Below are 25,312 nucleotides of genomic sequence, written 5' to 3' on the forward strand. Positions count from 1 at the left end.
CGTGTTGAGCACTCAACCATAGCACTGACAGAGACTATTTTTTAGACAGTTCGACGTTAAAAATAGTAAGTTTAGTCATTCTAAGCGTCTATATTTTAATAATGAAATGGCAAAAAATAGTCCTGTCTCCTTCTGTTGGTATTGGAGCTGATGCTAAAACTGCCCCATACTGCGTTGTAAATCTCGTTAAGGCATGAGCATTACCGTCGTTTTACGCCTTGTCTGGAACCGTTTTAGCGATCAGCAGTGCTTATCTGTGAATGCTCAACACGCCCTAATAATACATGAACTAACACGATAGGTATAAACGAGCGAAACAAAAATTTGCTATACTATTATGTAGATAATGTTGAAGATATATCGTTATCATAAAGATAACTACCCTATTTTGAGAACTGAGGTGCCCACTATGCTTAGTCAATTGCTTCCTATGCTCGCTATTACCTTTACTGTATTTGTCCTATTTTTTGTTTTTATGGGTATCGGTTATATGGTAAAAAAGACACCACTGAGAGGGTCTTGTGGCGGTGTTGCTAAACTTATGGGCAACGAAAAATGCTCATACTGCGGCGATGATCCTAATAAGTGCGACTCTATCATCGCTGAACAGCAAGAGAACGCGCTTAAAGCCGCTCAATTAGGCAAGTCGGTATAGACTTAATCCTTATATACACCGCGTTTGTTACCATACGCTGGTAGTATTTGCCTGACATCTGTTCTTATAATAGCGCTAGTTCTTTGAAAAGGACTGGCGCTATTTTTATTAGACTGCTCAAAGCATATCGCTTAGGTCATACTACTCTTTTCAAAGTCACGACTCATATTTTGTACTCTGCACGTATTTCTATTTTTAATTTGCGACTCTGTTTTACTATTCTGATTTGCCATATTAGTCACCCTCTAGGTGCGTTTCCTTTGGTGTTGTTTACAAGCGACGATTCTTCGGCGCGGTTTAACGACGTATTCTTTTTCTTATTCTAATAATAGTCGTCCTGTTATGCCTACCTCTTCTCACTCTCAACCGGATGTGCCATCACAGCCTCATTCGGATAATGCCTCGCCATTGAAGCTGCCTTCTTCGCGTTTTACGTTTTGGCTCATATTGTGTGCCATGATTCTACTCGCCAGCAATATGCGAGCGCCTATCGTGGCGCTAGGCTCTATTGCGCCAGTGGTAAAAGACGCACTCAATATCTCCGAGACACAAATTGGCTGGCTAGGGGCAGTGCCGATGCTAGGATTTGCTATTGGTGCCCTGATCTCACCAGCCATCGGTAAGCGATTCGGTCTAGAAAACACACTTATTGCGATGATTGCGCTATTAACCGCCGGTATGATTATTCGCAGTATTGTGCCGACTTGGAATTGGTTTTTGGTTGGTACGTTATTATTGACGTTGGCTATCGGTTTTGCTAATACCTTAGCAGCACCCATCATCAAACAGCGTACACCCAAACATATTCCGTTGATAACAGGCTTGTTTAGTCTGACTATGACGGCGACAGCAGGAGTTGTCTCGGGAGTGGTATTACCCTTGTCCGAGCAAGTAGGCTGGCAATGGGCACTGGGTGGCTGGGCAATTTTGGGTATCTTTGCGATTATTCTTTGGATTTTTCTGCGCTTGCGTTTAGGCTCATCTAGCCATCAAATAGCCGTCCTACCCACGTCAGCTTCTTCCGACATATCTAGCAGATCTATATGGCGTCTGTCTTTTGCTTGGCAAATCGCCATATTTATGGGTTTGCAATCATTGCTATTTTATACCGTCGCTAGCTTCTTACCCTCCATTTGGATTGGTAAAGGGTTATCAGCTGTTCGGGCAGGACATATGGCTTCGGTGTTCCAATTTATGGCACCGATATCTATCTTAAGCCTAACGTGGCTGATCAACCGTGGTCGCCCTATTCAAGCGCTAGCGGTGTTTGCATCGGTATTAAATGTCATCGGAGTATTGGGCGTCAGTTACTTATCACCGAATTTGGCTTGGCTATGGTCAGGTATGATGGGCATTGGTTGCTCAGCGATTTTTACCTTAAGTATGATGCTATTCTCGTTACGGACTTATACCACCAATCAATCAAGTGAGCTGTCTGGGATGGCACAAGCCGTCGGTTATTTGATTGCGTTTTTTGGTCCGTTGGGTACGGGTTGGCTACATGAAGCGACGGGTAGCTGGGATTTACCACTTTTATTGATATTGATACTAATGGTCGTCAATGTTGGCATTGCATGGCTGGTCAGTCGTCCTGTTATGGTCGATGGTAAAAAGTTTTAATACTTACGATTAGATAAAGTAACCTTCGGATAATATTGGTATTCGTCTTATTTTGCTACACTGGTTCGATTGCATATAGGACAGAATAATTATTATGAAAGTATTTCCTCATTTCTCTAGACGCTTGCCAGCAATGGCAGTGTTGACCATCGCCGTGGCTATCAGTGGTTGCCAAAAAGACGCTGAACCAACTGACGCGACTGATTCGCAAAATACCAGTTCGCAAAACACTGATGTTCAAGCCGTCAATACTCAAACCAATACCAATCAAGTAGCAACTGACGCGCCAGTATCCGCCGACCAACAAATCAATTCGCCGCTGACCATTTTAGCGCTTGGCGACTCATTGACGGAAGGTCTTGGTGTTGATAGTGATGCCAACTATCCTGCGCAATTAGAAGCTAGCTTAAAAGAATTGGGCTATACCAATGCCAAAGTCATCAACTCAGGCTTGAGTGGTGAAACCAGTACTGGCCTAGTCAATCGTCTAGACTGGGTAGCGCAGACCAAACCTGACATTACTATTTTGACAATTGGTGCCAATGATGCGATTCGCGGCTTAGATGTAGCGACGATTGAAAAAAATATCCGTACTGCGGTTAAGACTCTACAAGACAATGGTAGTCACGTTATCTTGGGTGGTATGTCGATCTATGACAATCTAGGTAATGACTATGTTTCTGCGTTTTCAGACATCTACCCTCGTGTGGCAAAAGACATGAATGTGCCTCTGATACCTTTCTTTTTAGAAGGTGTGGGCGGTGACCCTGAGCTGAATCAAGCCGATGCGATTCATCCGACCAAGGAAGGTTATCAGATTATCGTCAAAGATAATATCTTGCCTATCTTAAAGCCTGAGATTGAAAAGTTAAAAGCCAGTAATAGCACTAATACGACAGCATCAAAAACGCCTAATGAACTAGCATCAAACAACACGCCAACTGAGACCACGCAATGACATCATCACCTTCAGCTGACACAGTGACGACGCCTACCGCTACAGCAAAAGCATTACTGTCCGCCGCGCATTTAAACAAAACCGTACAAGTCGGTGAACAAACGCTATCGATCATTAAAGACGTGAACGTTCATATCAATGCGGGTGAGTTTGTGGTCATCATGGGCAAGTCTGGCTCTGGTAAATCGACATTGTTGGGATTACTGGCCGCACTTGACTATCCTGATAGTGGCACCGTTGAGCTGGCAGGCCAAATGCTAAGCAGTCTTGATGAAGATGCCCTAGCGGCTATCCGTCAGCGTGACATGGGCTTTGTGTTTCAGTCATTTCACTTATTGCCAACGCTGACCGTGTCAGAAAATATTGCCTTTCCGCTAGATATTGCACGGCAGCCAAACCCTGCACGAGTCGATGAGTTAATCGAAGCTGTTGGACTCGGTCATAGACGTGATAGCTTGCCCAATCAATTATCAGGCGGTGAGCAGCAACGTACTGCTGTCGCGCGCGCACTGGTGTCGCATCCAAAAATCGTATTCGCTGATGAACCTACAGGTAACTTGGATGAGCAAAACGCTGATCAAGTCATGCAGCTACTGTTAGATTTAAGACAAAAAGTTGGTTCGGCATTGGTCGTCGTGACCCATGACCCTGCACTAGCTGAGATGGCAGACCGAGTCATCACCATGCATGATGGACAGGTTGAGAGCTAAATAAGAATTTGTGCTTCATTTTTAAATAAGGTCAGTGCGATGGAAGCTCTCGAAATAGAAAGGTTGGCAAAGAACCTAATTGCTGGCAATTTCACTTTTGAAACCGAAGACTATAGCCAAGCCATTAATAAATTGGTTTCGATCTACAAACTAGATAACGCGCTTTACTATCTAAAACAGATGGCTAACTCAGACGACTATTCCATTATTTTTGCACTCTCCTTTATATTAGAGCATTACTCAAAACCTTTTATTAATGCAAACAAAGACGAGGTAAGTCAGCTTACTTTACAAGCAATAAGCAAGGGATATTGTAGAGCAAATTGCTATTTTCTATATCCCTTAGTTTACTTTATGGAACATGATGAAGAATATCTTTGTTTTTTGAAATTACTACACAATCAGCAAAACACACTACAGAATGATGTATTAAGACATCTATATTACTTTGATACTCACAAATACGAACAGTTGAACCGCCTCAGTGAACAGCTAAATTTTTCTTTGTTTTATAGCTTACCTAGCAAAATAGATAGCCAATGGTTTGAGCAGCAAGTGAAAGGTAAATCTCTTCTTTGTCGAAAAATAGTGGCTAGTGCGGTATATAAGAAAGTTAAAGATAAAAAATTCGTTCATTCGTTAACTGACATGACAGATGCAGAGTTGTTCGACTTTATCTATATTTGGTTACCTGATGACACCTCTAAAACGTCTTAACACTTCTATCGATTAAGTAAAAAACTTATGACTAAAGCCACAATCACAGAAAACGATACTGCTATCAATAATAAAACTGCTAATGCTAAAAGTGGCGGTTTTTTTAGCAGCCGAACCTTAGGCGCACAGGCTTTGTCTCGCAGTTGGTGGCGACGCTGGGTATATCCGCTGCTATTCTTACTCACGTTGATGCTATCGCTTGCCACTTATCTGACGTTGGACTCGATCCAACAGTCGGTGAATACTTATGTCAATGACAATCAGCTAGCACTCGTCGGTGGTGATTTGATATTAGAAAGTAATCAAGACTGGCCTGAGGAAGTCTTGGCGCAAGTCCAGACTTTACCTGATAGCCAAACGGTTTATGATTATCAATTCAACGCCATGTTGGTCGCAGCAGACCAAACTCTATTGGCTCGTATCAAAGGCGTCACGGCTGCTTATCCTTTATACGGTGAGGTTGAACTGGCATCAGGCAAACCCTTGTCCGAACAGCTGAGTGCAACAAATGTGGTGGTCGCGCCTGAGGTCCTCAGAAGTCTAAACGTGTCGATTGGCGACAGTATCAATATTGGTGAGGGAACATTCACCATCAGTGATGAGCTCGTTAGAGAACCGGATCGTCCGCTAACTGCCTTTGGTTTTGGTGGTCGCGTGATGATGCAACAAGACGCATTAGAATCGACCGATCTAATCGGTCAGCGCAGCCGAGTCAGTTACCAAATCGAGATGGCAGGCACGCCAGAAGTCATTGCCACTCAGCGTGAGCAGCTGACACAGATGTTAGTCAATTACCCTGATATAGAGATGTCTGATCCGACCTCAGAGGAGACGTCTGTCTCACGCATCTCTGACAATGTATTGATGTTCTTAAAACTGCTAGTCATCGCCGTGCTCTTATTATCTGCGGTGGCCATGTATGGGGTGATTACTGCCTTTGTGACCAAGCAGCAATCCAACGATGCCATACGCATGGCACTGGGTGAGACCAATCGTTCGATTAAGCGTAGCTATTACTGGCTACTACTCATCATGGCTGCCTTGGCCTGTGTCGCTGCCGTGTCGCTCAGTCTTGTGTTACTCAAAATTGGTCAACCGTATCTGACGGCTATTTTACCGTCAGACTTAGGATTGGCCATTAACCCGATTAGTATCTTCAAAACGATTGTTATCGCCCTTGTCATGACACTACTGATTACCCAGCGCAGTCTGCGCGCGCTTGATGGCACGAAACCTGCGGCATTACTTAATCAGAGTACTGGTAAATCATCAAAACGCTTGCCTTGGCAACAGCGGGCACCACTCCCATTATTACGCTATAGTTTGTTATTCATCGGGCTGTATGCCTTCCTTGCTTATGAAGTGAAATCTTTAGCGTTAGGGGCACAGATACTGGTCGGATTGATTGTATTCATTACGATATTTTGGGCATTGGCACGCGGTTGGCTCTGGTTGCTGGCGCGCATCGCCACGGGCAAAAAAATCAGCTGGATGCAGCGCATTGCGATTCATAATCTGGCGCGTAAAGGCAATCAGTCAGCGCTATTCTTTGTGACATTATCATTATCCGTTGCGGTATTGACCCTTATCACGTCGATTAACCATAGTATCAATGAGCAGTTTATCAATGCATATCCTGAAGATGCGCCAAATCTGTTTTTGTTAGATGTGCAAACCGAGCAGCACGATAAGATAGACAGTATTCTTAAAGAACCTGTCACGTATTATCCAGTGATTCGAGCACGTATCGGCACGGCTAATGGTGTTGAACCCAAAGATATCGACGCGCCTGAAGGCGAAGATGACCCGACTCGCGTGTTCAATCTAAGTTATTCCGATACGGTCATGGACACAGAGTTCATTACTGAGTCGCTGACTGACGATGCGCTTTATACGCCCATTGAAAATCAGGATGCGAGTGCATCTGCGATTTCGCAAGTACAGCCGTTGTCTATTTTGGACACGGCAGCCGAGATGCTAAACGTCGGCATGGGCGATCAGATCAGCTTTAATATTCAAGGTATCGAGTTGGTTGGTGAGATTACCAGTATTCGCTCGCGTTTCGAGCGTGGCCCTAGTCCGTTTTTCTACTTCTTGTTTGAGCCTGAGATACTGGCGAGCGCACCGCAAATCCAATTTGCGACGGCGCATGTCTCTGCCGATGATATTCCTGACCTGCAAGGTGAGCTGGTACGCGAGTTCCCAGCGGTGACCAGTATTGACGGTACGATTATCGCTGAACAAGTCCAAGGGTTGGTCGCGCAGATGAGCCGCTTGGTGTATATTTTTACTTTGCTTGCCTTGCTTACGGGCATCATGGTGCTCATCAGCTCGCTACTCTCTACGTCACAAGATCGTATGAAAGAGAGTGCTTCGTTTAGACTATTGGGTATGCAAAAGCGTGACTTGTATATGCTCAATATTTTAGAGCTGGGTGTGCTTGGGATTAGTGCGGCGACATTTGCGGTGATTATCGCCACGGGTGGTGCTTGGCTGGCGGTTACTCAATGGTTCAATCTGCGCTTTAGTGTGCCGTGGGCAAACTTAGGACTTGGCGGTATTGCATTAGTTACCTTACTGTTTGCCATTGCCATCATTTATGTGAGATTGGTGATTGGGCGCGGGATTATGGCAAGGGTACGGGCGATGGTTTAACCGTATTAGATTTTGGCGTTAAACTAAAAAACCCCTTAATAGGGTTTTTTTTGATTCTGTATTGTCAAGGTAGAGCTCTTTTTAGTTAGTGTTTCGCCTATCAAAAACCCTTATTAATTAGTTAAGGGTTTTTATTTACAGCATCAGCCACTAAAGTTTCAAAAATGACATTTGATGATAAAGCCTTGATTAAAATAGCAAGCCAATAGTTTAAACCATATAAGGACTCTTCACTTTTTCCTAACGGAACTAAAAAACCAGCAATACTATTCCCACCATCATTTAAATGGCATACACAACTAGTAAATATTCGCGTGACTTCATCATTTGCAAGCTCATTATATCTTTCAAGCAATTTTAAATTTTCATAGTGATAAGATAAAACATTCCATATATCATTATCCATATCTTCTGGTTTATGTAATTGAAACCTTGCTCCTATAGAATTAGCTGAAGGTTTCGTAAACAACTCGACAATTAAGAACTCTTCATTTGGAATAATAGCACTGTAAAGGTGCAAAAATGCTATATGTGTTTCATTCTTCCAGACATCACCTTTTATCCCATTACATGTGCCGCAACAAGGAATTAAATTTAAAGCATGTACAGATAGTTCAGGAAATAAAGTTTTAGGAAGGTAGTGATCGTAGGTTTTAGGTAGAGTAATTCCACAATAAGGACAGACCCTAAGAAATCCTGCAGATTGACTTTTTTCAATCAAAGTAAATACTTCTTTTACTTTCTTCGTTCTACCTTCATAACAGCCTATTAATATTTCTTTATGTACTAATAAACTAGTATCTTCAACAAAACCAAATAAATTATTATTATTTATAGCTTGCTCGAATAGACTATAACGTGCTGTAACTTTAGTTTCTAAAGATTTTAAAGTTCGTTTATCAGTATTAGGATTACCTTTTATAACATCTTTCTTAGCACTAATTATATTTTTATAAAGCTGTAAATAAGGTATTGTACGAGGTGGGGATATTAAATTTTTCATTTATTCTCACTATATTGAGCTAATAAATATGCTTTAGCATTAAAGCTTAAACCATCTGGGAATAAATTACTAACTTCCTCAAAAGACATATTTTTAGCTAACCTTTGAAGTACTCTTTTGTAATGATGTGAAATTGAAATAGTGTCGAAAACATGTCTAGTCAACTCTGAAATACTTTCACCAAAGGTCTCAAAATGCATTGGTATAACAGAAGTATTATTTTCCTCTCTCGATAGAAGGATTACTCTTTTTTTAGGAATCTCTTGAATAACGATTGGTGAATGCGTTGCAATAATTGCAAATGATTGATGTTCGATTAATATCCTGTTTAAGACATTGAATAAGTGTGCTACAGCATTAGGGTGTAAATGCGTCTCAGGTTCATCGAATAGAACCAGAGTGTTTTCTTGAATCCTTGCGACCAGTGCTGTCACAAAATGAGCTAAAATGGACTGTCCAGAACTCAACAAAGCCAAAGTATCTTCTTCAATATCATGCTGGGCGTAAACTTCTAATCTAAGCTTATTAACAAAATCATCATTATGATTTTCTAATATATGAGACATACAAGAAACCCAAAACTCCTCTCTATCAAGATTCTGAATTCTTAATATATTATCTTTATAATCTTGAGTTAAAGAATTCTTGGATAAAACTCCTTTACTATTTCTAATTCCACAATATACATAGCTATTCTGAGGATTATTAGGTATCACAAATTTATCAAAAGCACTATAAGATATTGTTATAACTCGATTAAATATAGGCCTACTCCCTGAAAAACTCTCTTCTTTCTGGTCAATAGTATTTTGTGATACTCTTTTAACTTGCACTAAATCTTTAGCTAAATCTCCCATTAGATGGGTCTTACCGACAGCATTACGTCCGATAATACCTACTATTCTATGTGGTAAAGGATCTGTTTCATCAAAATCCACATTTATAGTAAATGGTTGCTCAGCACCCGCAGTCTTAGTAGTATATTTGAAGGAAAAGCTTTTATTAAAAGCCTCTCCTAGGATCACCTGCTTTCCAAACCTAAGAGTATCTCTAGCAGAGTTTTCTCTAAGCAAAGCATTCCTAAACTTAGAATCACTTTCAAAAGGCTCAATTTTTTGAGACTGCCATGCAATATCATTTAGCTTTTCTAGAATTTCTATCGATTTTTCCGTACCAATAACTTCCGCTAAATTTCTATAAAAACTTAACCTTTGCCCTAAACTAATATATAAGCTGCCTGATCCATCAAACTCAGGAAATAGGTGATTTGAAGGACTTTCTTTAAATATAATTTTAGTCAATCCAATCTCTGTACTTTCATTTTCATTTAAATAATATGTAAGAATAAATTCACACTTTATCCCATAGTCATCCCAAGTCGTCCTGAATAAACCGAAGGCTGGATATGTATCAGTATTTATTTTATTTTTGTCTGTTTGCTGTATAAATCTCATTTATAGATACATCCTGTAGTCTTTAAAAGCGGCTAACTTCTGTGAAAATAATAAACTTAAGTATATTAGCAGTATAAAAACCTACAAAGCTATGTTTTTTAGCCCTGCTTGAAGCTGTAGCTTAGTGAGCTGTAGCGCAAAGCAATATTAGCCAAAAAATACTTACTTCTAAGACCTCAAACCACAACGCCTTTTATTCATGTAGAAGGCATTTTTTTCTTCATAATCTGTGTATCTATACAAACCAATATCAGCCATGTATTTTGCTTATTTATTGGGGCGATTACCTAGCCCTCATTTGCTATACTAGCCTAACTTTTATCAATCAGATTCCTTCTTACAACATCCTCCAAAACAGCATGGTAGTCTTATGAAATTCTCAAAATTCGGTCAAAAATTTACCCAGCCCACTGGCATCTCACAATTGATGGACGATTTGGGTGATGCGCTAAAAAGCGATCAGCCAGTCAACATGCTGGGCGGTGGTAACCCTGCCAAAATTGATGCCGTGAATGAGCTGTTTTTGGAGACGTATAAAGCGCTTGGTAATGACAATGATTCGGGTGAAGCAAATAGTAGCGCTATCATCAGTATGGCGAATTACTCTAATCCGCAAGGTGATTCGGCATTTATCGATGCCTTGGTTGGCTTCTTTAACCGTCATTATGATTGGAACCTCACCTCAGAAAACATCGCCCTGACCAACGGCTCGCAGAATGCGTTTTTCTACCTGTTTAATTTATTTGGCGGTGCGTTCAGTGATAATAAGCTTGATGAGAAGAGCGAATCTATAGACAAATCCATTCTACTGCCATTGACCCCTGAGTATATCGGCTATAGCGACGTGCATGTCGAAGGTCAGCATTTCGCAGCGGTATTGCCACATATCGATGAAGTGACTCATGAAGGCGCGGAAGGCTTCTTTAAATATCGTGTCGATTTTGATGCATTAGAGAACTTGCCAGCGCTGATCGAGGGCCGTATAGGCGCGATTTGCTGCTCACGCCCGACCAATCCGACTGGTAACGTGCTGACCGATGACGAAATGGCGCATTTGGCCGAGATTGCCAAACGTTATGACATCCCGCTTATCATTGATAATGCCTACGGTATGCCCTTCCCGAATATCATCTATTCGGACGCGCATTTGACGTGGGATAACAATACGATTCTGTGCTTTAGCCTGTCTAAAATTGGCCTGCCCGGTATGCGTACCGGTATTATCGTGGCCGATAGCAAGGTGATCAAAGCGGTCAGCGCGATGAATGCGGTGGTGAATCTAGCACCGACACGCTTTGGTGCAGCGATTGCCACGCCATTGGTAAAAGACGACCGTATCAAGCAGTTAGCTGATAATGAGATTAAGCCTTTTTATCAAAAGCAGGCGACCCTTGCCGTGAAGCTATTAAAAGAAGCATTGGGCGATTATCCATTGATGATTCATAAGCCTGAAGGCGCGATTTTCTTATGGTTGTGGTTTAAAGACTTGCCGATTAGTACGCTTGAGCTATACGAACGCCTCAAAGAAAAAGGTACGCTCATTGTGCCAAGCGAGTACTTCTTCCCTGGTGTCGATGTCAGCGATTATCAGCATGCACATGAGTGTATTCGTATGAGCATCGCGGCTGACGAGCAGACACTGACTGATGGTATTGCAGCGATTGGTGAAGTGGTGCGTGAGTTGTATGATGAAGCTAAAAAATAAGATTAACTGCTAGAATCAAAATTCAAATAGTAAAATCAAAAAACGGACTTATTAATAGTCCGTTTTTTTATGCCGTTTGGTCAACGAGGTAGGTTTGCTGGTTGGATGAAATATCTTGGTCCATTTATTTAACGCATAAAGCACATAAGACAGCATGCAGGTATTGATTAAGTCACGGATGCTCGCGGTAATCTGTTCACGGCTTAAACCCGTTAGGCCTAGCGATTCAATCGTCTCTCGATTGTCCAAATACTCACCCAACAATGCAATGCTAGTTACGACAATGACAGCTATGAATGACCTGATACCTTGCTTCTTAAAAATAGGACGCAGCAGTACCAAACACAGCAAATAGACACCAACACCGACATAGATGTGCAAAGCATCTTTGGCCAGCCCTGTTGTCTCAATAATATTCATTTTAAAAGCAGTAAAATCCACTGAGATATTCCAAATATAAACGAGCAGAAAACAACTGAGCGTATCACTAAACAATGATGGTTAAAAAGTGGTCGCTTAAAAAGTGATAGCTGAGAACAAAAAAGGCAGATTATACAATGGATAATCTACCTTACTGCTGAATTAAACATTCAATTCACGTTTATCGTCTATTTATACATCCCATTTGACGAAGTTTTTTAACAACTGCAAGCCAGCGGTGTGGCTTTTCTCTGGATGGAACTGGGTCGCAAATAAGTTATCTTGGATAACACTGGCACAAAACGGCTGACCATAGTCACATACCGCGGCCACTTGCGCGCTATCGGCAGGCTCGCAGTAATAGCTATGCACAAAGTAAAAATGCGCATTGTCTTGAATGCCATTCCACAATGGATGGTCAAAGTCCATGCCATTGATGGTATTCCAGCCCATGTGTGGCACTTTGATAGTTGCGCCTTGCTGATCTGTCCACGTAGGGTCAAACGCCTCTACACTGCCCTTTAAGATGCCAAGACAGTCTGTACCACCATTTTCAGCGGACTGCTCAAACAACGCTTGCATGCCCACACAGATGGCCATGACGGGCTTGTTGAATACTGCATGACGTATGACTTCGTCAATTCCGGCATCATGCATACCAGCGATACAGTCACGCATGGCACCGACACCTGGGAAGACGATCTTGTCTGCCGCAGCGACGACTTTGGGGTCGTTGGTGATAGAGACTTCTGCCCCGACCACTGACAATGCTTTACTGGCGGAATGCAAATTACCCATACCATAATCTAATAGTGCAATTTTGGTCATCGATTGGTTCTCATTTTTAAATATTTTGACTACTGTACTATTTATATCATTAGACATTTATATTGTTGGCTATTACCAAGGTGTAGATAAGGTTTTGCTACAAGGAAGTCAAGCGCAGGCTGTACAGCTAGTACGCCAAGCTTGACTGACACCGTAGAAGAGCCTTAAATACACCTTAGAAAGCCTCTTTGGTCGATGGCAAGGTGTTCAACGCACGCTCATCATATTCACAAGCCATGCGCAGGGCGCGAGCAAAAGCCTTAAATGTCGATTCGATTTGGTGATGGCTGTTTTTGCCTTTGAGATTATCCAAATGCACGGTCATCCATGAGTGATTGACGAAGCCGTAGAAAAACTCACTGAACAAATCAACATCAAAACCGCCCACGTGCGAGCGGGTAAACGGAATGTCCATATGTAGACCAGGACGCCCTGATAGATCGACAACGGCGCGAGTCAATGACTCATCAAGTGGCGCATAAAAATGTCCATAACGACGGATACCTTTTTTGTCGCCCAATGCTTTATTAAACGCTTGGCCCAGCGTAATACCAGTGTCTTCGACGCTATGGTGATCATCGATAAAGGTATCGCCTGTGCACTTGATATCCAAGTCAAATAAACCGTGACGCTTGATTTGATCAATCATATGATCCAAAAACGGTACACCAGTGTCTACCGTGCCTTGACCAGTACCATCAAGGTTGACAGTACACTTCACTTGCGTCTCTGCAGTGATACGCTCAACCGTGGCGATACGTGCTGGACGACCATGTAGGTTCGGGTTCTGTGATGGGTTTTGCTCAGTTGCATTGGCTGTCATGGCTACTCTCTATCAGTTTTTTATCAGTGAAAAGCGGTCAATAAGATAGGACGAAAACACGCCCGAGTCTTTAAATAAGTGAATATCGCAACATTTAAAAAATCTATCAATGTTTACGTATGATACGAATAATATTACTGTCTACACGCCTCAAGCGTTGTCTGTCTTCATCATAGCAAAACCTAACATTTACTGCTATGTCCAAGCCGTAAACCACGCACAAATTTACCTCATTCTGCTAAAATAGTGCGTTCAGTATTATCAATCATGACGCACGCTAATGCTATAACATGACCATTTGCGACACCACACTCTATGACATTATGATGTCTCACATCATAGAAACCCTCTGTTTATAGGAACTGCTATGCCTTTAGAAGCGATCGCCATCAATAGTTTGGATGCACCACTGATTAAAAAACCTGTACGCGAAAATGAGCTAGCAGAACGCCTGCAGGCTTTATATGACAGCGATGATACTCAGCCCAGTGGTGCCGATGTGTTAAGTCTCGTTGAGCAAGGATTTAAGCGTGGACAGTATCTCTATGTCGGTATGTTCAATGATAAGCCTATTGCTGCTGTCGCCTGTTTTGATGATGGGCAGACTAATGCTAAGCGTTTGCAGTATCTAACGGTACATGAACAGAATCGTGGCCGAGCCATTGATGCCAAGTTTATTAAACTGGTTTATGATGCCGAAGTCAAAAAAGGCGTACGTGAGTTTGTGCCTGTAGATACTGACATTCACCGTATTATGAGCGAGTATGAGTTACTGCGGGTAAAAGACTAAACTGACAACTAGAGTGTTTAATTTTGCCCATTTCTGACTATTTATCGTCTTTTATCAGATATAATGCAAAAACTGCTTGACAGCAGTGCGTATATTTAGTTTAATAGCGCCTCAACGAAGACGGCTCGATAGCTCAGTCGGTAGAGCAACGGATTGAAAATCCGTGTGTCGGCAGTTCGAACCTGCCTCGAGCCACCATCTCGTTTAAGAATTCTAAAAAGCCCCAAGCATTTATGTTTGGGGCTTTTTTTTAGATTTTTATATTTAGGTAGCATGCTCAATAGTGGAATGACTATAAGCGCTTTTTTACTTATCACAAACGCTTTCTTAATAGTAACTCACAACGCTCACGCGAGTCCAAATCATAAATCGTCGCACGGTAATCAATACCATGACGTCCTTCGAAAAATATCACCCGATCGCCCACTGCTAAGAAACAAGATTTACGAGCATCATAAATAAACCCATCAATCACAAATGCCAAATCACGATCTATCTCGCGTACCGTGTATGTCTCCCCTTTTGGAATCAAACCCTCAAACCAAGCGCTATGAGCTGCACTAGAAATTAGCATGCTTACCAGTACGGCTGACATCATAAAGCTGTTCTGTGTTAACCGCATAAAACGTGAATACGTAGTCGTTATTTTATTCATGATGATTGGCTTCCTGATAAGTAATGTCTTCAACCCGCGATAGTATTGAAGCGGTTTTATAATAGGCAGAATATAACGCTGACAGTCACAGCTGAACAACATTTATAGGCTGTTTTTTCAACAGTCCGGCTCAGTATACTAGGGTGTATTAAATATCAATATCCTCAGCAGGTAACGTTATGAGAGAATTTGATTACGACTTAGACTACCAAAATCTAGACTTGCGTGTGCAGCCCGAGCTGTATCGTGTTGGTCGTGGTGAGCAAGGAGTGCTGCTCGTAGAGCCATACAAATCTGAAATATTACCACACTGGCGTTTTGCCGATCCTGACATTGCGACCGAGAGTAGTGACACTATTTATCAGATGTTCTTAGATTATTTGGCTAACGATGACTTTGTCGGTGCGGATATGGCGCGCAAATTTATTCAAATGGGCTATACCCGTGCCCGTCGCTATGCCAACCATAAAGGTGGCAAAAAATATAAGGGAGCCGTCCCTGATGATAAAAAAGGCCAAAGCGGTGCACATGGGCGAGAAGAGCTGCCACGGCAAGAGGAAGACCCTATCAAGGCCGAATCTGCACGTATATTTAAACAGAAATGGGATCTGTGCCGCGAAAACGAAGACTATTTAAGAATGAAAAAAGAGCATCGCGAACGTTATAAAGAGGTTGAGTAGACTTAAAGTATCGTCCACAACCCATAAATATCACGTAAACAAATGGCCATTCATAATCAATGGTCATAATGACTGTTTATAATGATCGTTTATCGTTACTGGTGACAAAAATTTAGACTTAACGTCTCGCTATGCTAAGGTAATAAAAACTGTAGCCAGCAATTCAAAAAAGTACACACTTAATAGCATGGGTAAATAATAATGACTGTAAAAACGAAACAACTTTTGATTTTTGATTTCGATGGTACATTGATCGATAGCGTACCAGATTTGGCTGATGCGACCCATGCCATGCTAACCACCCTTGGCAAAGAGACCTACCCTATCGAGACGATACGCAACTGGATAGGCAATGGTTCAAGATTATTGGTCGAGCGCGCGCTAGTGGGTAAGGTAGAAGTGTTAGAAAATGAGTTAACGGTCGAGGAAGCTGATCACGCAGAGCAAATATTTTTTGAGGCTTATAAAAATCTCAGTGGCAGCAAAACCGTCGCTTACCCAGATGTCGATAGCGGACTAAAGAAACTAAAGGACGCAGGTTATACACTGGCGTTAGTAACCAATAAGCCCATTCGTTTTGTACCAAAAATCTTACAATCCTTTGGCTGGCAAGACTTATTCAGTGAAGTACTGGGCGGTGATAGTCTCTCGACTAAAAAGCCTGATCCGGCACCGCTATTGCATGTCTGTGAAGCATTAAACATTTCTCCAGAACAAGCCGTTATGATTGGTGATTCTAGAAACGATATCTTAGCCGGACAAAATGCCAATATGGACACGCTTGGGCTATCTTATGGCTATAACTACGGGCAAGATATTCGTGAGCTAAATCCTACCGAAGCGTTTGATAGCTTTCAGGCGCTGCAAGATTATCTGCTTAAATAATTATAATCTCAAAAATTTCCACAAGGTTAGTCGCATCTTTTGTGGCTTACCTTGTAAGACTTATCTTGTGGGAATGTGTGGCTCATCTTGTGGGAATAAAGTCACTTGCTACGATAACTGAGTGCCTCGGATACATGGACACTCGTGATATCTACACTATCAGAAAGGTCTGCGATAGTACGCGCTACTCGCAATACTCGATGGTAGCCACGCGCGGACAAGTTTAGGCGCTGCTGAGCGAGTTGTAATAGCTGCTGCTCACTATCTCCTAGCTGAATATATTTGTCAATCTCGCTAGGGCTCAGCTCATTATTGACCTTTTGCTGTCGCTGCATCTGATGCTTATGAGCGGCAATGACTCTAACACGCACTTGTTCGGAGGTCTCACCTGCTTGAGCATTTTGCAAGTCGGCAATGGGCAAAGCAGGCACGGTGATATGCAAATCAATACGATCTAATAGTGGCCCTGAGAGCTTGTCTTGATAGCGTTTGATTTGCTCGGGTCGACAGCGGCAACGCCCTGATGTATCACCATCATAACCACATGGGCAGGGATTCATCGCCGCGACCAATTGAAAATTCGCAGGAAAGGTCATCTGTGAATTGGCACGGCTAATCGTTATCTGCTTAGCTTCCAATGGCTGACGCAACACCTCTAGCACCGTACGATCAAACTCTGGCAATTCATCAAGGAACAATACGCCTTTATTGGCAAGGGTAATCTCACCAGGTTTCGGACGTGAGCCACCACCGACCAGTGCCACGGCTGATATCGTATGATGAACTTGTCTGAACGGCCGTGTACCATAGTCATAATCGCTGTCTGCGACTGAATATGTGCTGGCTACCTCTAACGCATCTTCGTCACTGAGGTCAGGCAAAATAGTCGGTAGCCTCGATGCCATTAGTGTCTTGCCTGAACCGGGCGGCCCTGTGAATAATATCGAGTGACCACCTGCTGCAGCAATCTCTAGTGCACGCCTTGCATGATGCTGACCTTTGACATCAGCCAAGTCCACCTGATAGCCCACATGCTGCGGTGCTGGGCTGGGTGTGACGACTGCCAAACTCTCATTGGGTATACTTGGATTCGCTAGTGACTGTAAATGATCACAAACGGCTTTGAGACTTTGCGCACCTAATACCTCCACTCCCTCGACACGGCTGGCCTCTGCCCCATTATCCATTGGCACGATTAATTTGACCGATGTTAACTCTGCTACTGGCTGCTGCTCATCTAGTCGTCGCTCATTACTATTCGATGACGTTGTCGCCAACCCTTCCGCTTTGATCGCTCGTGCCACTGCCAGACTACCCGTCACTTGCCGCAGGTTTCCGTTTAGCGCCAATTCACCGATAAACTCAAACCCTGACAACACGTCTGGATCAAGCTGATCACTGGCTGCCAAGATACCGATAGCAATCGGCAAGTCCAATCTTGCACCATCTTTGGGTAAATCCGCAGGTGCTAGGTTAATAGTGAGACGCCGATTAGGAAACTGAAACCCAGAATTCAATATCGCGGAACGTACTCTGTCTTTACTCTCACGTACCGCAGCTTCTGGTAGTCCAACAATGGTGAGTGCAGGCAAACCTTGCGACAAGTGCACCTCAATAATAACCTTGGGTGCGTGCAAACCGACGACTGAACGGGTATAGACTTGAGCAAACGACATAAGTGTTTCCTGATAAAGAGTCTCTCTCGATAATAGAGGATTACCTATATGTACGCAAATATCATGTTTTGAGTCATGAGCGCCAATACTTAATGCAACACTTAATGAGCCAGTTATTATCTAATAATACCTATACGTTTTGTCTAAAAGACCTAGCCATTCACCCCACTATTAACAAGGATTTGTTATACTAGCCACTGTCTATTTAGACATAAATATTGCTAGATAAATGGTCTTAAATAAACGGTTTCAATTGTTATTGTTAAACTACATAAATACTAGCAATGTATATGGTCAAAACGAGGAATACCGCATGACAGAACATTCAAAACAAAACAATTCTAACAGTGCTAACCATATCCAGCAGCCTTATAATCGTGCAGGAGATCAGCCGACCACGACACGTCCTGTCATGCAACCAGACAACCCTTATGCTAGTACGCGCGGTAGTATTACGAGCAAACATCTACCCGCATTTGATGAAGCTGTTATCAATAAATACAATCGCTCAGGGCCACGATATACCTCTTATCCAACGGCTTTAGAGTTCGCGCCAATCGCTGACAGTCTTGAGACCAGAATCCTGCAGAACCGTGAAGCACGTGCACCACTGTCTCTATATTTTCATATTCCGTTCTGTCGTCATCTTTGCTACTACTGTGCTTGCAATAAAATTATCACTAAAAAGAATAGCGACTCAGGCGATTATTTACAGTACTTAATTGCCGAAATTAAGCACAAGCGTCGCTTGTTATCGGTGCCTGAAGGTAGCAGCAAGCCGTTGGTCAAGCAGCTGCATTTGGGCGGTGGTACACCCACATTTTTGCGTGACGAAGAGATGGTTCAGCTGTGGGAGTTTTTACAGACTCAGTTTGAATTTTTGCCCGAAGATGAAGGTGATTACTCTATTGAGATTGACCCACGCGAGCTGAGCGAAGACACACTAAAAGTATTGCGTGGTCTTGGTTTCAACCGTATCAGTTTAGGTGTGCAAGATTTAGATGAAACCGTACAAATAGCTGTCAATCGTGTGCATTCCGCAGAATTGATTGAGAACGTCCTCAACGAGGCGCGCGAACGAGGCTTTCACTCTATTAATATTGATCTGATTTATGGTCTGCCACACCAAACATCTAATACCTTTAACCAAACGGTACAGCGCATCATAGAGATGTCACCAGATCGTCTGTCTGTGTTTAACTATGCGCACCTGCCAGAACGATTTAAAGCGCAACGTCAGATTAAAGATGAAGACCTACCAAATCCAGCAGCGAAGCTTACGATGCTTGGCAATACTATCAATATGTTGAGCGAAGCCGGCTATCAATATATCGGTATTGACCATTTTGCCAAGCCTGATGATGAACTCGCTGTCGCACAGCGCGAGGGCAAATTACATCGTAACTTCCAAGGTTACACCATCATGGGTGACTGTGATTTATTAGGATTTGGGGTCTCTTCTATCAGTCAAATCGCCAATGCCAATACGCGCTATATCCTACAGAATGATACGGATCTACAAGCCTATCAAGCTAATATTGACATGGCAAAAATCAATCCTACTGTCACGCCAGCGGTAAAAGTCATTAAGACATCGATTAAAGATCGATTACGTGAATATGTGATTATGAACTTACTCTGCCATGACTATGTCGATTTTAAAGACGTAAACCAGAAGTTCGGTATTGATGCAATTACCTATTTTATTGATGAAATAGCACAGCTCGGTGCCATGCAAGACGATAGACTCATCGATATGGATGCGGCTGGTATTCGTGTTTTACCAAGAGGTCGACTGCTTGGTCGTAATGTCGCCATGGTGTTTGATGAATATCTGGAGAAAAAGCACAAGAATCGTTTTTCCAAAGTGATTTAAAACAGCTTTAAGAAGCAATGTTAAAAAATAACGTTAAAAAGCAACGGTGAATTTATGGCACAAAAAAGACCTCAATAGAGGTCTTTTTTTATCTGAAATTATAGTTATTACACTTTCAACTTATCACCCACCATACCTTTTACAGTACTTAAAATATCAGCAGGTAACACCACCATTTTTGAGTTATCAGATTCAGCCAGTTCACGGATTGCCTTGATATACTGCTCACCAAGTAAGTAAACAATAGGCATCTCTTCTGTGCCCATGGCGTTGGTAATCAAACGAATCGACTCTTCTGAGCCTCTCGCTAGCACTACCTGCGCTTCAGCATCACGGCGTGAGGCCTCTAGACGCCCATCGGCTTCTAGGATAGCTGCCTGCTTTTGACCATCAGCACGGGTCACTGTGGCACGGCGTAGACGCTCTGCCGCCGCCTGCTCTTCCATTGACGCTTGCATGGTTTGCGACGGGTTAATATCTTGAATCTCTACCGTCTTCAGCGTGATACCCCAATCAGCGATATCTTCTGAGATAGCATGCTTTAGCTTCATCTTGATTTCGTCGCGACTCGACAATGCACTATCTAGATCCATTTCACCGATGATTGAGCGTAAAGACGTCTGCACTAGATTGCGAATACCATACTCATAATCTTCGATACCATATACCGCTTTGTCAGGGCGCACGATATTGATATAAGCCACGGCATTGGCGATAATCACCACGTTGTCTCGAGTAATGACTTCTTGTGATGGAATATCAAGCACGATGTCTTTAGTCGTCACCTTATAGGCAACATCATCGACGAAAGGAATAATCAGATTTAACCCGGGCTCTAGCGTTTGGCTATATTTCCCCAAGCGCTGCACCACCCATTTGTAGCCTTGCGGTACGATGCGAACACCCTTGAACACTGTAAACACTACCAGTGCTACCAAGACCAACATGACAATACTAAAGCTTCCCATAACCCACCCCTATTATTATATTTGTTTACTATTATTCATCGCTGCCTGCGATTTCATACTGCTCACAATCAACTCGTTGCCGACGATGTCTGTCACCACGACCCGATCACCGACTGCTACCTGCTCTCCTGTCGTACGACACATCCATTCAGCCGCACCAACAATAGGAACACTAAACCTTACAGTACCAGCATGATTAGGCTGCGGCTGTACGATTATCATACCTGTTTCACCAACGATAACGCTGCCACCCAAACCTGCTTTGGTACGGTCTATCGATAACGGCTTAATGAATTTGAACCATGCCAACAGAAATATAGCTGATAACACCAACCAAATAATCACTTGAACAAAGACTGAAATCGGCAATAACCATGAAAGGGCTGCCACAATGATAGCAGCAGCACCAAACCATAGGCTTGCAAATGTGGGCACAAACATCTCAACAATCAGCAATATGAAGCCTAAAACGAGCCAATGCCAAGGTTCAATCATCCAAAGTATGTCCATCGCTGCAATACCTCTTATTTTTGATATTCTAACTTTCAATGTAACACACTTTTAGTATTCATAACTTCTTAAAAATCATCAATCTATGATGTTCACAGCTTAATAAACATGAGAGAAAGTATAAAAATACAACGCAAAAAAAACGCACCCAAAAGGATGCGTTTTTTATTTATTCTTTATTTGATTAGAATTTAAAGTGAGCACCTAAAGTAATGCTATCAACATCTATGTCTTCAGCTTTAGGATATACGTTATACAAGGCCTCAATAGAGGCCATAGGTGTAATGTTATAACCCAGACCTAAACTGCCAGCAATACCTGTATCAGACACACTGAAACTCTCGTTATAATAAGAATCAGTTTTATCAGTGTAATCTATATCGATCTCGTTTTTTGCAATACCCAAGCGACCTTTGGCATATACTGCTGTATTTGGAAAAGCATAATCATATGTTGCATATAGGCCATAAACATCGGCGCTATATTCTGCTTTCTCAAATCTGTCATTGAATGCGTCGGCATCGCCTGTAGTTAAATACTCAGCTTCCACACCAAACTCTGGCGTGAATTTGTAACCGCCGTAAACGCCATACGATACTGCTTCGTCATCAGCATCTTCTGCATTATACTGACCCACTTTTATACCAGCGTATGGCTGACCTGCATAATTAACGGCCGCCTGTGCACTTACACTTAACACAGCACCAGTTACTAAAGTTAATAGTGTTTTTTGCATTGTTCTCATTGTATTTTCCAAGGCTATTTCAGTTAACAATTAACTTTTAGATAGAATTTTGTCAGTAAAAATATCGCATATCCATAACTGACGGCGGTATATTAGCAATTTCCAACCTTAAAGCATACAACTGTTTTGTATTTCACGAATAAAAAAACGCACCCCAAAGGATGCGTTTTTTATTCATTGTACAGCTAGTCAAACGTTTAGAACTTGATGTTTGCACCAACAGTCATAAGATCTGTATCGCTACCCAACATGTCGTATTCTGCTTCTACGTTGAAGTTAGGCGTTACTGAATAACCAAGACCTACACCACCAGCTAAGCTAGTATCGTTATCTTCGCCATCGTAAAATCCACCAAGGTCTGTGTTAGTAGCTTCGATTTCAGTTCTTGCTACACCTAGCTTACCTTTTGCATATAGACCGGTATCCGCGAATGCATGGCGATAAGTACCATAAGCACCGTAAGATTTGGCATCGATATCACCACCACGGTAATCAGCATCATCTGAGCCTACATATTCAGCTTCAAGACCAAAGTTAGGATCAAAGTTATAACCAGCATAAACACCATAAGCCGTTGGATCATCAGCGTTATTGGTATCTAAATCAAATTGACCGACTTTAGCACCAACATACGGCTGGCCAGTATAGCCATTACCATAAGAACCAGCAGCTTGTGCACCCATGCTTAATAAAGAACCTGCTACCACTGCCATTAGAGTTTTTTGTAGAGTTTTCATTTTATTTCCTTAAAATTACATTTTTGATTGGTTATATATTATCTGTATGAGAAAAGCCCATCAGATAAGCCTTCAATAAAAAAGGTTAGAAAAAATATTTAGAATTTTAATTGAGCACCGACGGTCAAGAGTTTGGCATCTACATCGCTGTCCATCATTGAGTATTCAGCTTCGACACCAAAATTAGGATTGACTGAATAGCCAAGACCTACACCACCAGCAATACCAGTATCACTGCTAGAGTTTGAGACTTTAACCAAACCATTGGTATAGTCACCTTCTACTTCAGTCTTAGCCACACCTAGCTTACCTTTGGCGTACAAGCCAGTATTTGGGAACTGATAACGTGCGGTACCGTATGCGCCATAAGTTTTGGCATCGAGGTCACCGTTTCTATAATCAGCATCATCTGAGCCGACATATTCAGCTTCAACACCGAAAGTAGAATCGAAGTTGTAACCACCATAGACACCATAAGCGGTAGGATCATCTGCGTTATCAATGTCTAAATCAAACTGACCGACTTTGGCACCGATATACGGTTGACCAGTGTAGCCGTTGCTATAGGACGTTGCGGCTTGTGCGCCCATGCTTAATAAAGAACCCGCTGCTAGCGTGATTAGAGTTTTTTGTAGAATTTTCATTATTAGCTCCTTAACATCCATTTAAACAAACAAGTTATCTATTTATTTATGCTGGCTCTTATAGCCCTATCGTCTTGCTTGCTACGATGAATGTAATAGTAACAAACTATTTCAGACACTCTGTCAGTGTTTAATAGTATGAGAGTTAAGATTTGCAAGTTTTCATCAGCGAGTGGGTTACAAAGGCCAAGATATGAAACCTTTTGTTACAACCAGCCTATTTATGCAATAATCCCTACTCATTTCACGCTCTTCCTACTAAAAACCAAGATTGAAATGCCTTAAATACTGTCAAATAACAAAAATTAAGGAAGAAAGAATGACCAATCTCATCACTGATCGTCTACAAGTAGCGCTCGAAGACCTCAAAGCAAATCAACAATATCGTCAATTGCCAAACCTGCAACATAAGGGGCAGTACGTTATGAGCGAGGGTAAAGCTTTGCTCAACATTGCAAGTAATGACTATCTCGGCTTGGGCGGTGATATCGAGCTACGAACTGAATTTCTTAATCAAATAGAACAGCTACCCACTGCACAGATCCCTAAAATGAGTGCCACTTCCTCACGGCTCCTCACAGGCAATGATATACAGTTGCAAGCATTAGAGTCTGAATTGCAAAGCTGGTATCAGAATGCTACCGACAAGCAGAACATATCTGCCTCAAAATCAGTGTTGGTATTGAACAGTGGCTATCATGCCAATCTTGGTATATTGCCAGCACTGACTGCCCTACCAGTCAAAACACTTATTTTGGCTGACAAGCTAGTACATGCGAGTATTATCGATGGGTTGCGTCTGAGCCAAAGCAAACTGGTCACCTATCGTCGTTACCGTCACAACGATTACGAGCATTTGGCCAGATTCATTGAGCAAGCAGATGAAACGGTTGAGCGCATTATTATTGTCACTGAGAGTATTTTTAGTATGGATGGCGACCGTGCTGACTTACCTCAGTTGGTGCAGTTAAGAGCCAAAGATGCCCGTATTGAGCTGTATGTCGATGAGGCTCATGCTGTTGGGATATTGGGTGATACTGGCTTAGGACTGGCAGAGGAAACAAATACGTTGCCCGATATTGATTATTTGGTGGGGACATTTGGGAAAGCCTTCGCTTCAGTTGGCGCTTATATCATGTGTGATGAGGCCGTCAAACAATGGCTGATTAACCATATGCGTCCACTGATTTTTAGTACGGCATTACCCCCTATCAATCATGCTTGGACACGCTTTATCTTAGCCAAAATGCCGATGTTGACTGATCAACGTATGCATTTAGCGCAATTGTCTATCACACTTAGTCAGGCTATCGACCCACAACACCGTGTATCACCTACTGCTCAACATATCAGTTATGACTCTCCTATCATTCCTTATATATTAGGCGATAATGCGCGTGCGCTTACTAAAGCGAACCAGTTACAAGCAGCAGGGTTCTATGCCTTGCCTATTAGACCACCCACTGTTCCTGAAAACACTGCTCGTATTCGTTTAGTCATGAATGCCAAACTGACCAATGAAGACTGCGAACGGCTAATACAACAGTTATAATTCTACTCTCTAGCAGGGACAATGGTCCCACTATAGTCGATTCAAT

At 42.3% G+C, this 25,312-nt stretch carries 24 protein-coding genes and 1 tRNA gene; 13 read left to right on the forward strand and 12 right to left on the reverse strand.

What is annotated here, in order from left to right; translation table 11 throughout:
* The first annotated feature begins 409 nt into the window (after positions 1-409).
* The 6 genes from nqrM to I6E83_RS00105 all read left to right on the forward strand — a co-directional run bounded on the left by nqrM (position 410) and on the right by I6E83_RS00105 (position 7,315).
* The gene (nqrM, locus tag I6E83_RS00080; protein WP_110924429.1) at positions 410-655 is read left to right on the forward strand and encodes a (Na+)-NQR maturation NqrM; all 246 of its coding nucleotides are present in this window, start codon (positions 410-412) and stop codon (positions 653-655) included.
* Between the two features lie 342 nt (positions 656-997).
* The gene (locus tag I6E83_RS00085; RefSeq protein ID WP_197099431.1) at positions 998-2,275 is read left to right on the forward strand and encodes a CynX/NimT family MFS transporter; all 1,278 of its coding nucleotides are present in this window, start codon (positions 998-1,000) and stop codon (positions 2,273-2,275) included.
* Positions 2,276-2,369: 94 nt separating this feature from the next.
* A complete protein-coding gene (locus tag I6E83_RS00090) occupies positions 2,370-3,233 on the forward strand; it encodes an arylesterase (protein WP_197099432.1) in 864 nt (287 codons plus the stop codon).
* The gene (locus I6E83_RS00095) at positions 3,230-3,943 is read left to right on the forward strand and encodes an ABC transporter ATP-binding protein (protein ID WP_197099433.1); all 714 of its coding nucleotides are present in this window, start codon (positions 3,230-3,232) and stop codon (positions 3,941-3,943) included. The genes I6E83_RS00090 and I6E83_RS00095 overlap by 4 nt, the downstream gene beginning before the upstream one ends.
* Positions 3,944-3,982: 39 nt before the next feature.
* Positions 3,983-4,660 (forward strand): hypothetical protein, encoded by a 678-nt coding sequence (locus I6E83_RS00100; RefSeq protein WP_197099434.1) that lies wholly within the window; start codon positions 3,983-3,985, stop codon positions 4,658-4,660.
* Positions 4,661-4,687: 27 nt separating this feature from the next.
* Positions 4,688-7,315 carry an ABC transporter permease gene (locus tag I6E83_RS00105; protein ID WP_197099435.1) on the forward strand — a complete coding sequence of 876 codons (2,628 nt, stop codon included), beginning with the start codon at positions 4,688-4,690 and terminating at the stop codon, positions 7,313-7,315.
* Between the two features lie 121 nt (positions 7,316-7,436).
* On the opposite strand, the gene I6E83_RS00110 is transcribed toward I6E83_RS00105, so the two are convergent.
* Positions 7,437-8,318 carry an HNH endonuclease gene (locus I6E83_RS00110; RefSeq protein WP_197099436.1) on the reverse strand — a complete coding sequence of 294 codons (882 nt, stop codon included), beginning with the start codon at positions 8,316-8,318 and terminating at the stop codon, positions 7,437-7,439.
* Positions 8,315-9,772 carry an AAA family ATPase gene (locus I6E83_RS00115; RefSeq protein ID WP_197099437.1) on the reverse strand — a complete coding sequence of 486 codons (1,458 nt, stop codon included), beginning with the start codon at positions 9,770-9,772 and terminating at the stop codon, positions 8,315-8,317. Before I6E83_RS00115 ends, I6E83_RS00110 begins: the two co-directional genes overlap by 4 nt.
* A 370-nt stretch (positions 9,773-10,142) precedes the next feature.
* On the opposite strand from I6E83_RS00115, the gene I6E83_RS00120 reads away from it, so the two are divergent.
* Complete coding sequence (locus tag I6E83_RS00120; RefSeq protein ID WP_197099438.1) at positions 10,143-11,477, forward strand: valine--pyruvate transaminase; 1,335 nt, start codon at positions 10,143-10,145, stop codon at positions 11,475-11,477.
* A 51-nt stretch (positions 11,478-11,528) separates the two neighbouring features.
* Here I6E83_RS00120 and I6E83_RS00125 read toward each other — a convergent pair whose 3' ends face one another.
* The 3 genes from I6E83_RS00125 to hisB form a co-directional block, all read right to left on the reverse strand.
* Positions 11,529-11,897: a hypothetical protein gene (locus I6E83_RS00125; RefSeq protein WP_227680752.1), complete on the reverse strand. Its 369-nt coding sequence runs from the start codon at positions 11,895-11,897 to the stop codon at positions 11,529-11,531.
* Positions 11,898-12,089: 192 nt separating this feature from the next.
* Positions 12,090-12,725 (reverse strand): imidazole glycerol phosphate synthase subunit HisH, encoded by a 636-nt coding sequence (hisH, locus tag I6E83_RS00130; RefSeq protein ID WP_197099440.1) that lies wholly within the window; start codon positions 12,723-12,725, stop codon positions 12,090-12,092.
* 175 nt (positions 12,726-12,900) lie between these two features.
* Positions 12,901-13,548, reverse strand: a complete 648-nt coding sequence (gene hisB, locus I6E83_RS00135) for an imidazoleglycerol-phosphate dehydratase HisB (RefSeq protein ID WP_110922184.1) — start codon at positions 13,546-13,548, stop codon at positions 12,901-12,903.
* A 367-nt stretch (positions 13,549-13,915) separates the two neighbouring features.
* Between hisB and I6E83_RS00140 the strand changes: the two genes are divergently transcribed.
* Together I6E83_RS00140 and I6E83_RS00145 are read left to right on the forward strand one after the other, a co-directional pair.
* Entirely contained in the window at positions 13,916-14,338 is a 423-nt protein-coding gene (locus I6E83_RS00140; protein WP_197099441.1) for a hypothetical protein, read from the forward strand.
* Between the two features lie 122 nt (positions 14,339-14,460).
* Positions 14,461-14,536: transfer RNA gene (locus I6E83_RS00145), tRNA-Phe, on the forward strand.
* Between the two features lie 115 nt (positions 14,537-14,651).
* Here the strand turns inward: I6E83_RS00145 and I6E83_RS00150 are convergent.
* A complete protein-coding gene (locus I6E83_RS00150) occupies positions 14,652-14,993 on the reverse strand; it encodes a hypothetical protein (RefSeq protein ID WP_197099442.1) in 342 nt (113 codons plus the stop codon).
* A 179-nt stretch (positions 14,994-15,172) separates the two neighbouring features.
* On the opposite strand from I6E83_RS00150, the gene I6E83_RS00155 reads away from it, so the two are divergent.
* Positions 15,173-15,673 (forward strand): DUF4385 domain-containing protein, encoded by a 501-nt coding sequence (locus I6E83_RS00155; protein ID WP_197099443.1) that lies wholly within the window; start codon positions 15,173-15,175, stop codon positions 15,671-15,673.
* Positions 15,674-15,874: 201 nt separating this feature from the next.
* Entirely contained in the window at positions 15,875-16,558 is a 684-nt protein-coding gene (locus I6E83_RS00160; RefSeq protein ID WP_197099444.1) for a phosphoglycolate phosphatase, read from the forward strand.
* Positions 16,559-16,659: 101 nt separating this feature from the next.
* Here I6E83_RS00160 and I6E83_RS00165 read toward each other — a convergent pair whose 3' ends face one another.
* The gene (locus I6E83_RS00165) at positions 16,660-18,234 is read right to left on the reverse strand and encodes a YifB family Mg chelatase-like AAA ATPase (protein WP_197099445.1); all 1,575 of its coding nucleotides are present in this window, start codon (positions 18,232-18,234) and stop codon (positions 16,660-16,662) included.
* 412 nt (positions 18,235-18,646) lie between these two features.
* On the opposite strand from I6E83_RS00165, the gene hemN reads away from it, so the two are divergent.
* Positions 18,647-20,110, forward strand: coding sequence for an oxygen-independent coproporphyrinogen III oxidase (hemN, locus tag I6E83_RS00170; RefSeq protein WP_227680778.1), 1,464 nt, complete (start codon positions 18,647-18,649; stop codon positions 20,108-20,110).
* Positions 20,111-20,217: 107 nt separating this feature from the next.
* On the opposite strand, the gene I6E83_RS00175 is transcribed toward hemN, so the two are convergent.
* The 5 genes from I6E83_RS00175 to I6E83_RS00195 all read right to left on the reverse strand — a co-directional run bounded on the left by I6E83_RS00175 (position 20,218) and on the right by I6E83_RS00195 (position 23,714).
* Positions 20,218-21,078 (reverse strand): SPFH domain-containing protein, encoded by an 861-nt coding sequence (locus I6E83_RS00175; protein WP_110922177.1) that lies wholly within the window; start codon positions 21,076-21,078, stop codon positions 20,218-20,220.
* A 15-nt stretch (positions 21,079-21,093) separates the two neighbouring features.
* Positions 21,094-21,588, reverse strand: coding sequence for an NfeD family protein (locus I6E83_RS00180; protein ID WP_197099447.1), 495 nt, complete (start codon positions 21,586-21,588; stop codon positions 21,094-21,096).
* 184 nt (positions 21,589-21,772) lie between these two features.
* The gene (locus tag I6E83_RS00185; protein ID WP_110922175.1) at positions 21,773-22,333 is read right to left on the reverse strand and encodes a porin family protein; all 561 of its coding nucleotides are present in this window, start codon (positions 22,331-22,333) and stop codon (positions 21,773-21,775) included.
* A 197-nt stretch (positions 22,334-22,530) separates the two neighbouring features.
* Positions 22,531-23,070 (reverse strand): porin family protein, encoded by a 540-nt coding sequence (locus I6E83_RS00190; RefSeq protein WP_110922174.1) that lies wholly within the window; start codon positions 23,068-23,070, stop codon positions 22,531-22,533.
* 98 nt (positions 23,071-23,168) lie between these two features.
* Entirely contained in the window at positions 23,169-23,714 is a 546-nt protein-coding gene (locus I6E83_RS00195; RefSeq protein WP_110922173.1) for a porin family protein, read from the reverse strand.
* Positions 23,715-24,033: 319 nt separating this feature from the next.
* Between I6E83_RS00195 and I6E83_RS00200 the strand changes: the two genes are divergently transcribed.
* A complete protein-coding gene (locus tag I6E83_RS00200; protein WP_110922172.1) occupies positions 24,034-25,266 on the forward strand; it encodes an 8-amino-7-oxononanoate synthase in 1,233 nt (410 codons plus the stop codon).
* The last annotated feature ends 46 nt before the right edge of the window (positions 25,267-25,312 follow it).

Origin of the sequence: Psychrobacter sp. SZ93C1 (assembly GCF_015864635.1) — a bacterium.
Classification (GTDB): Bacteria; Pseudomonadota; Gammaproteobacteria; order Pseudomonadales; family Moraxellaceae; genus Psychrobacter; species Psychrobacter fozii.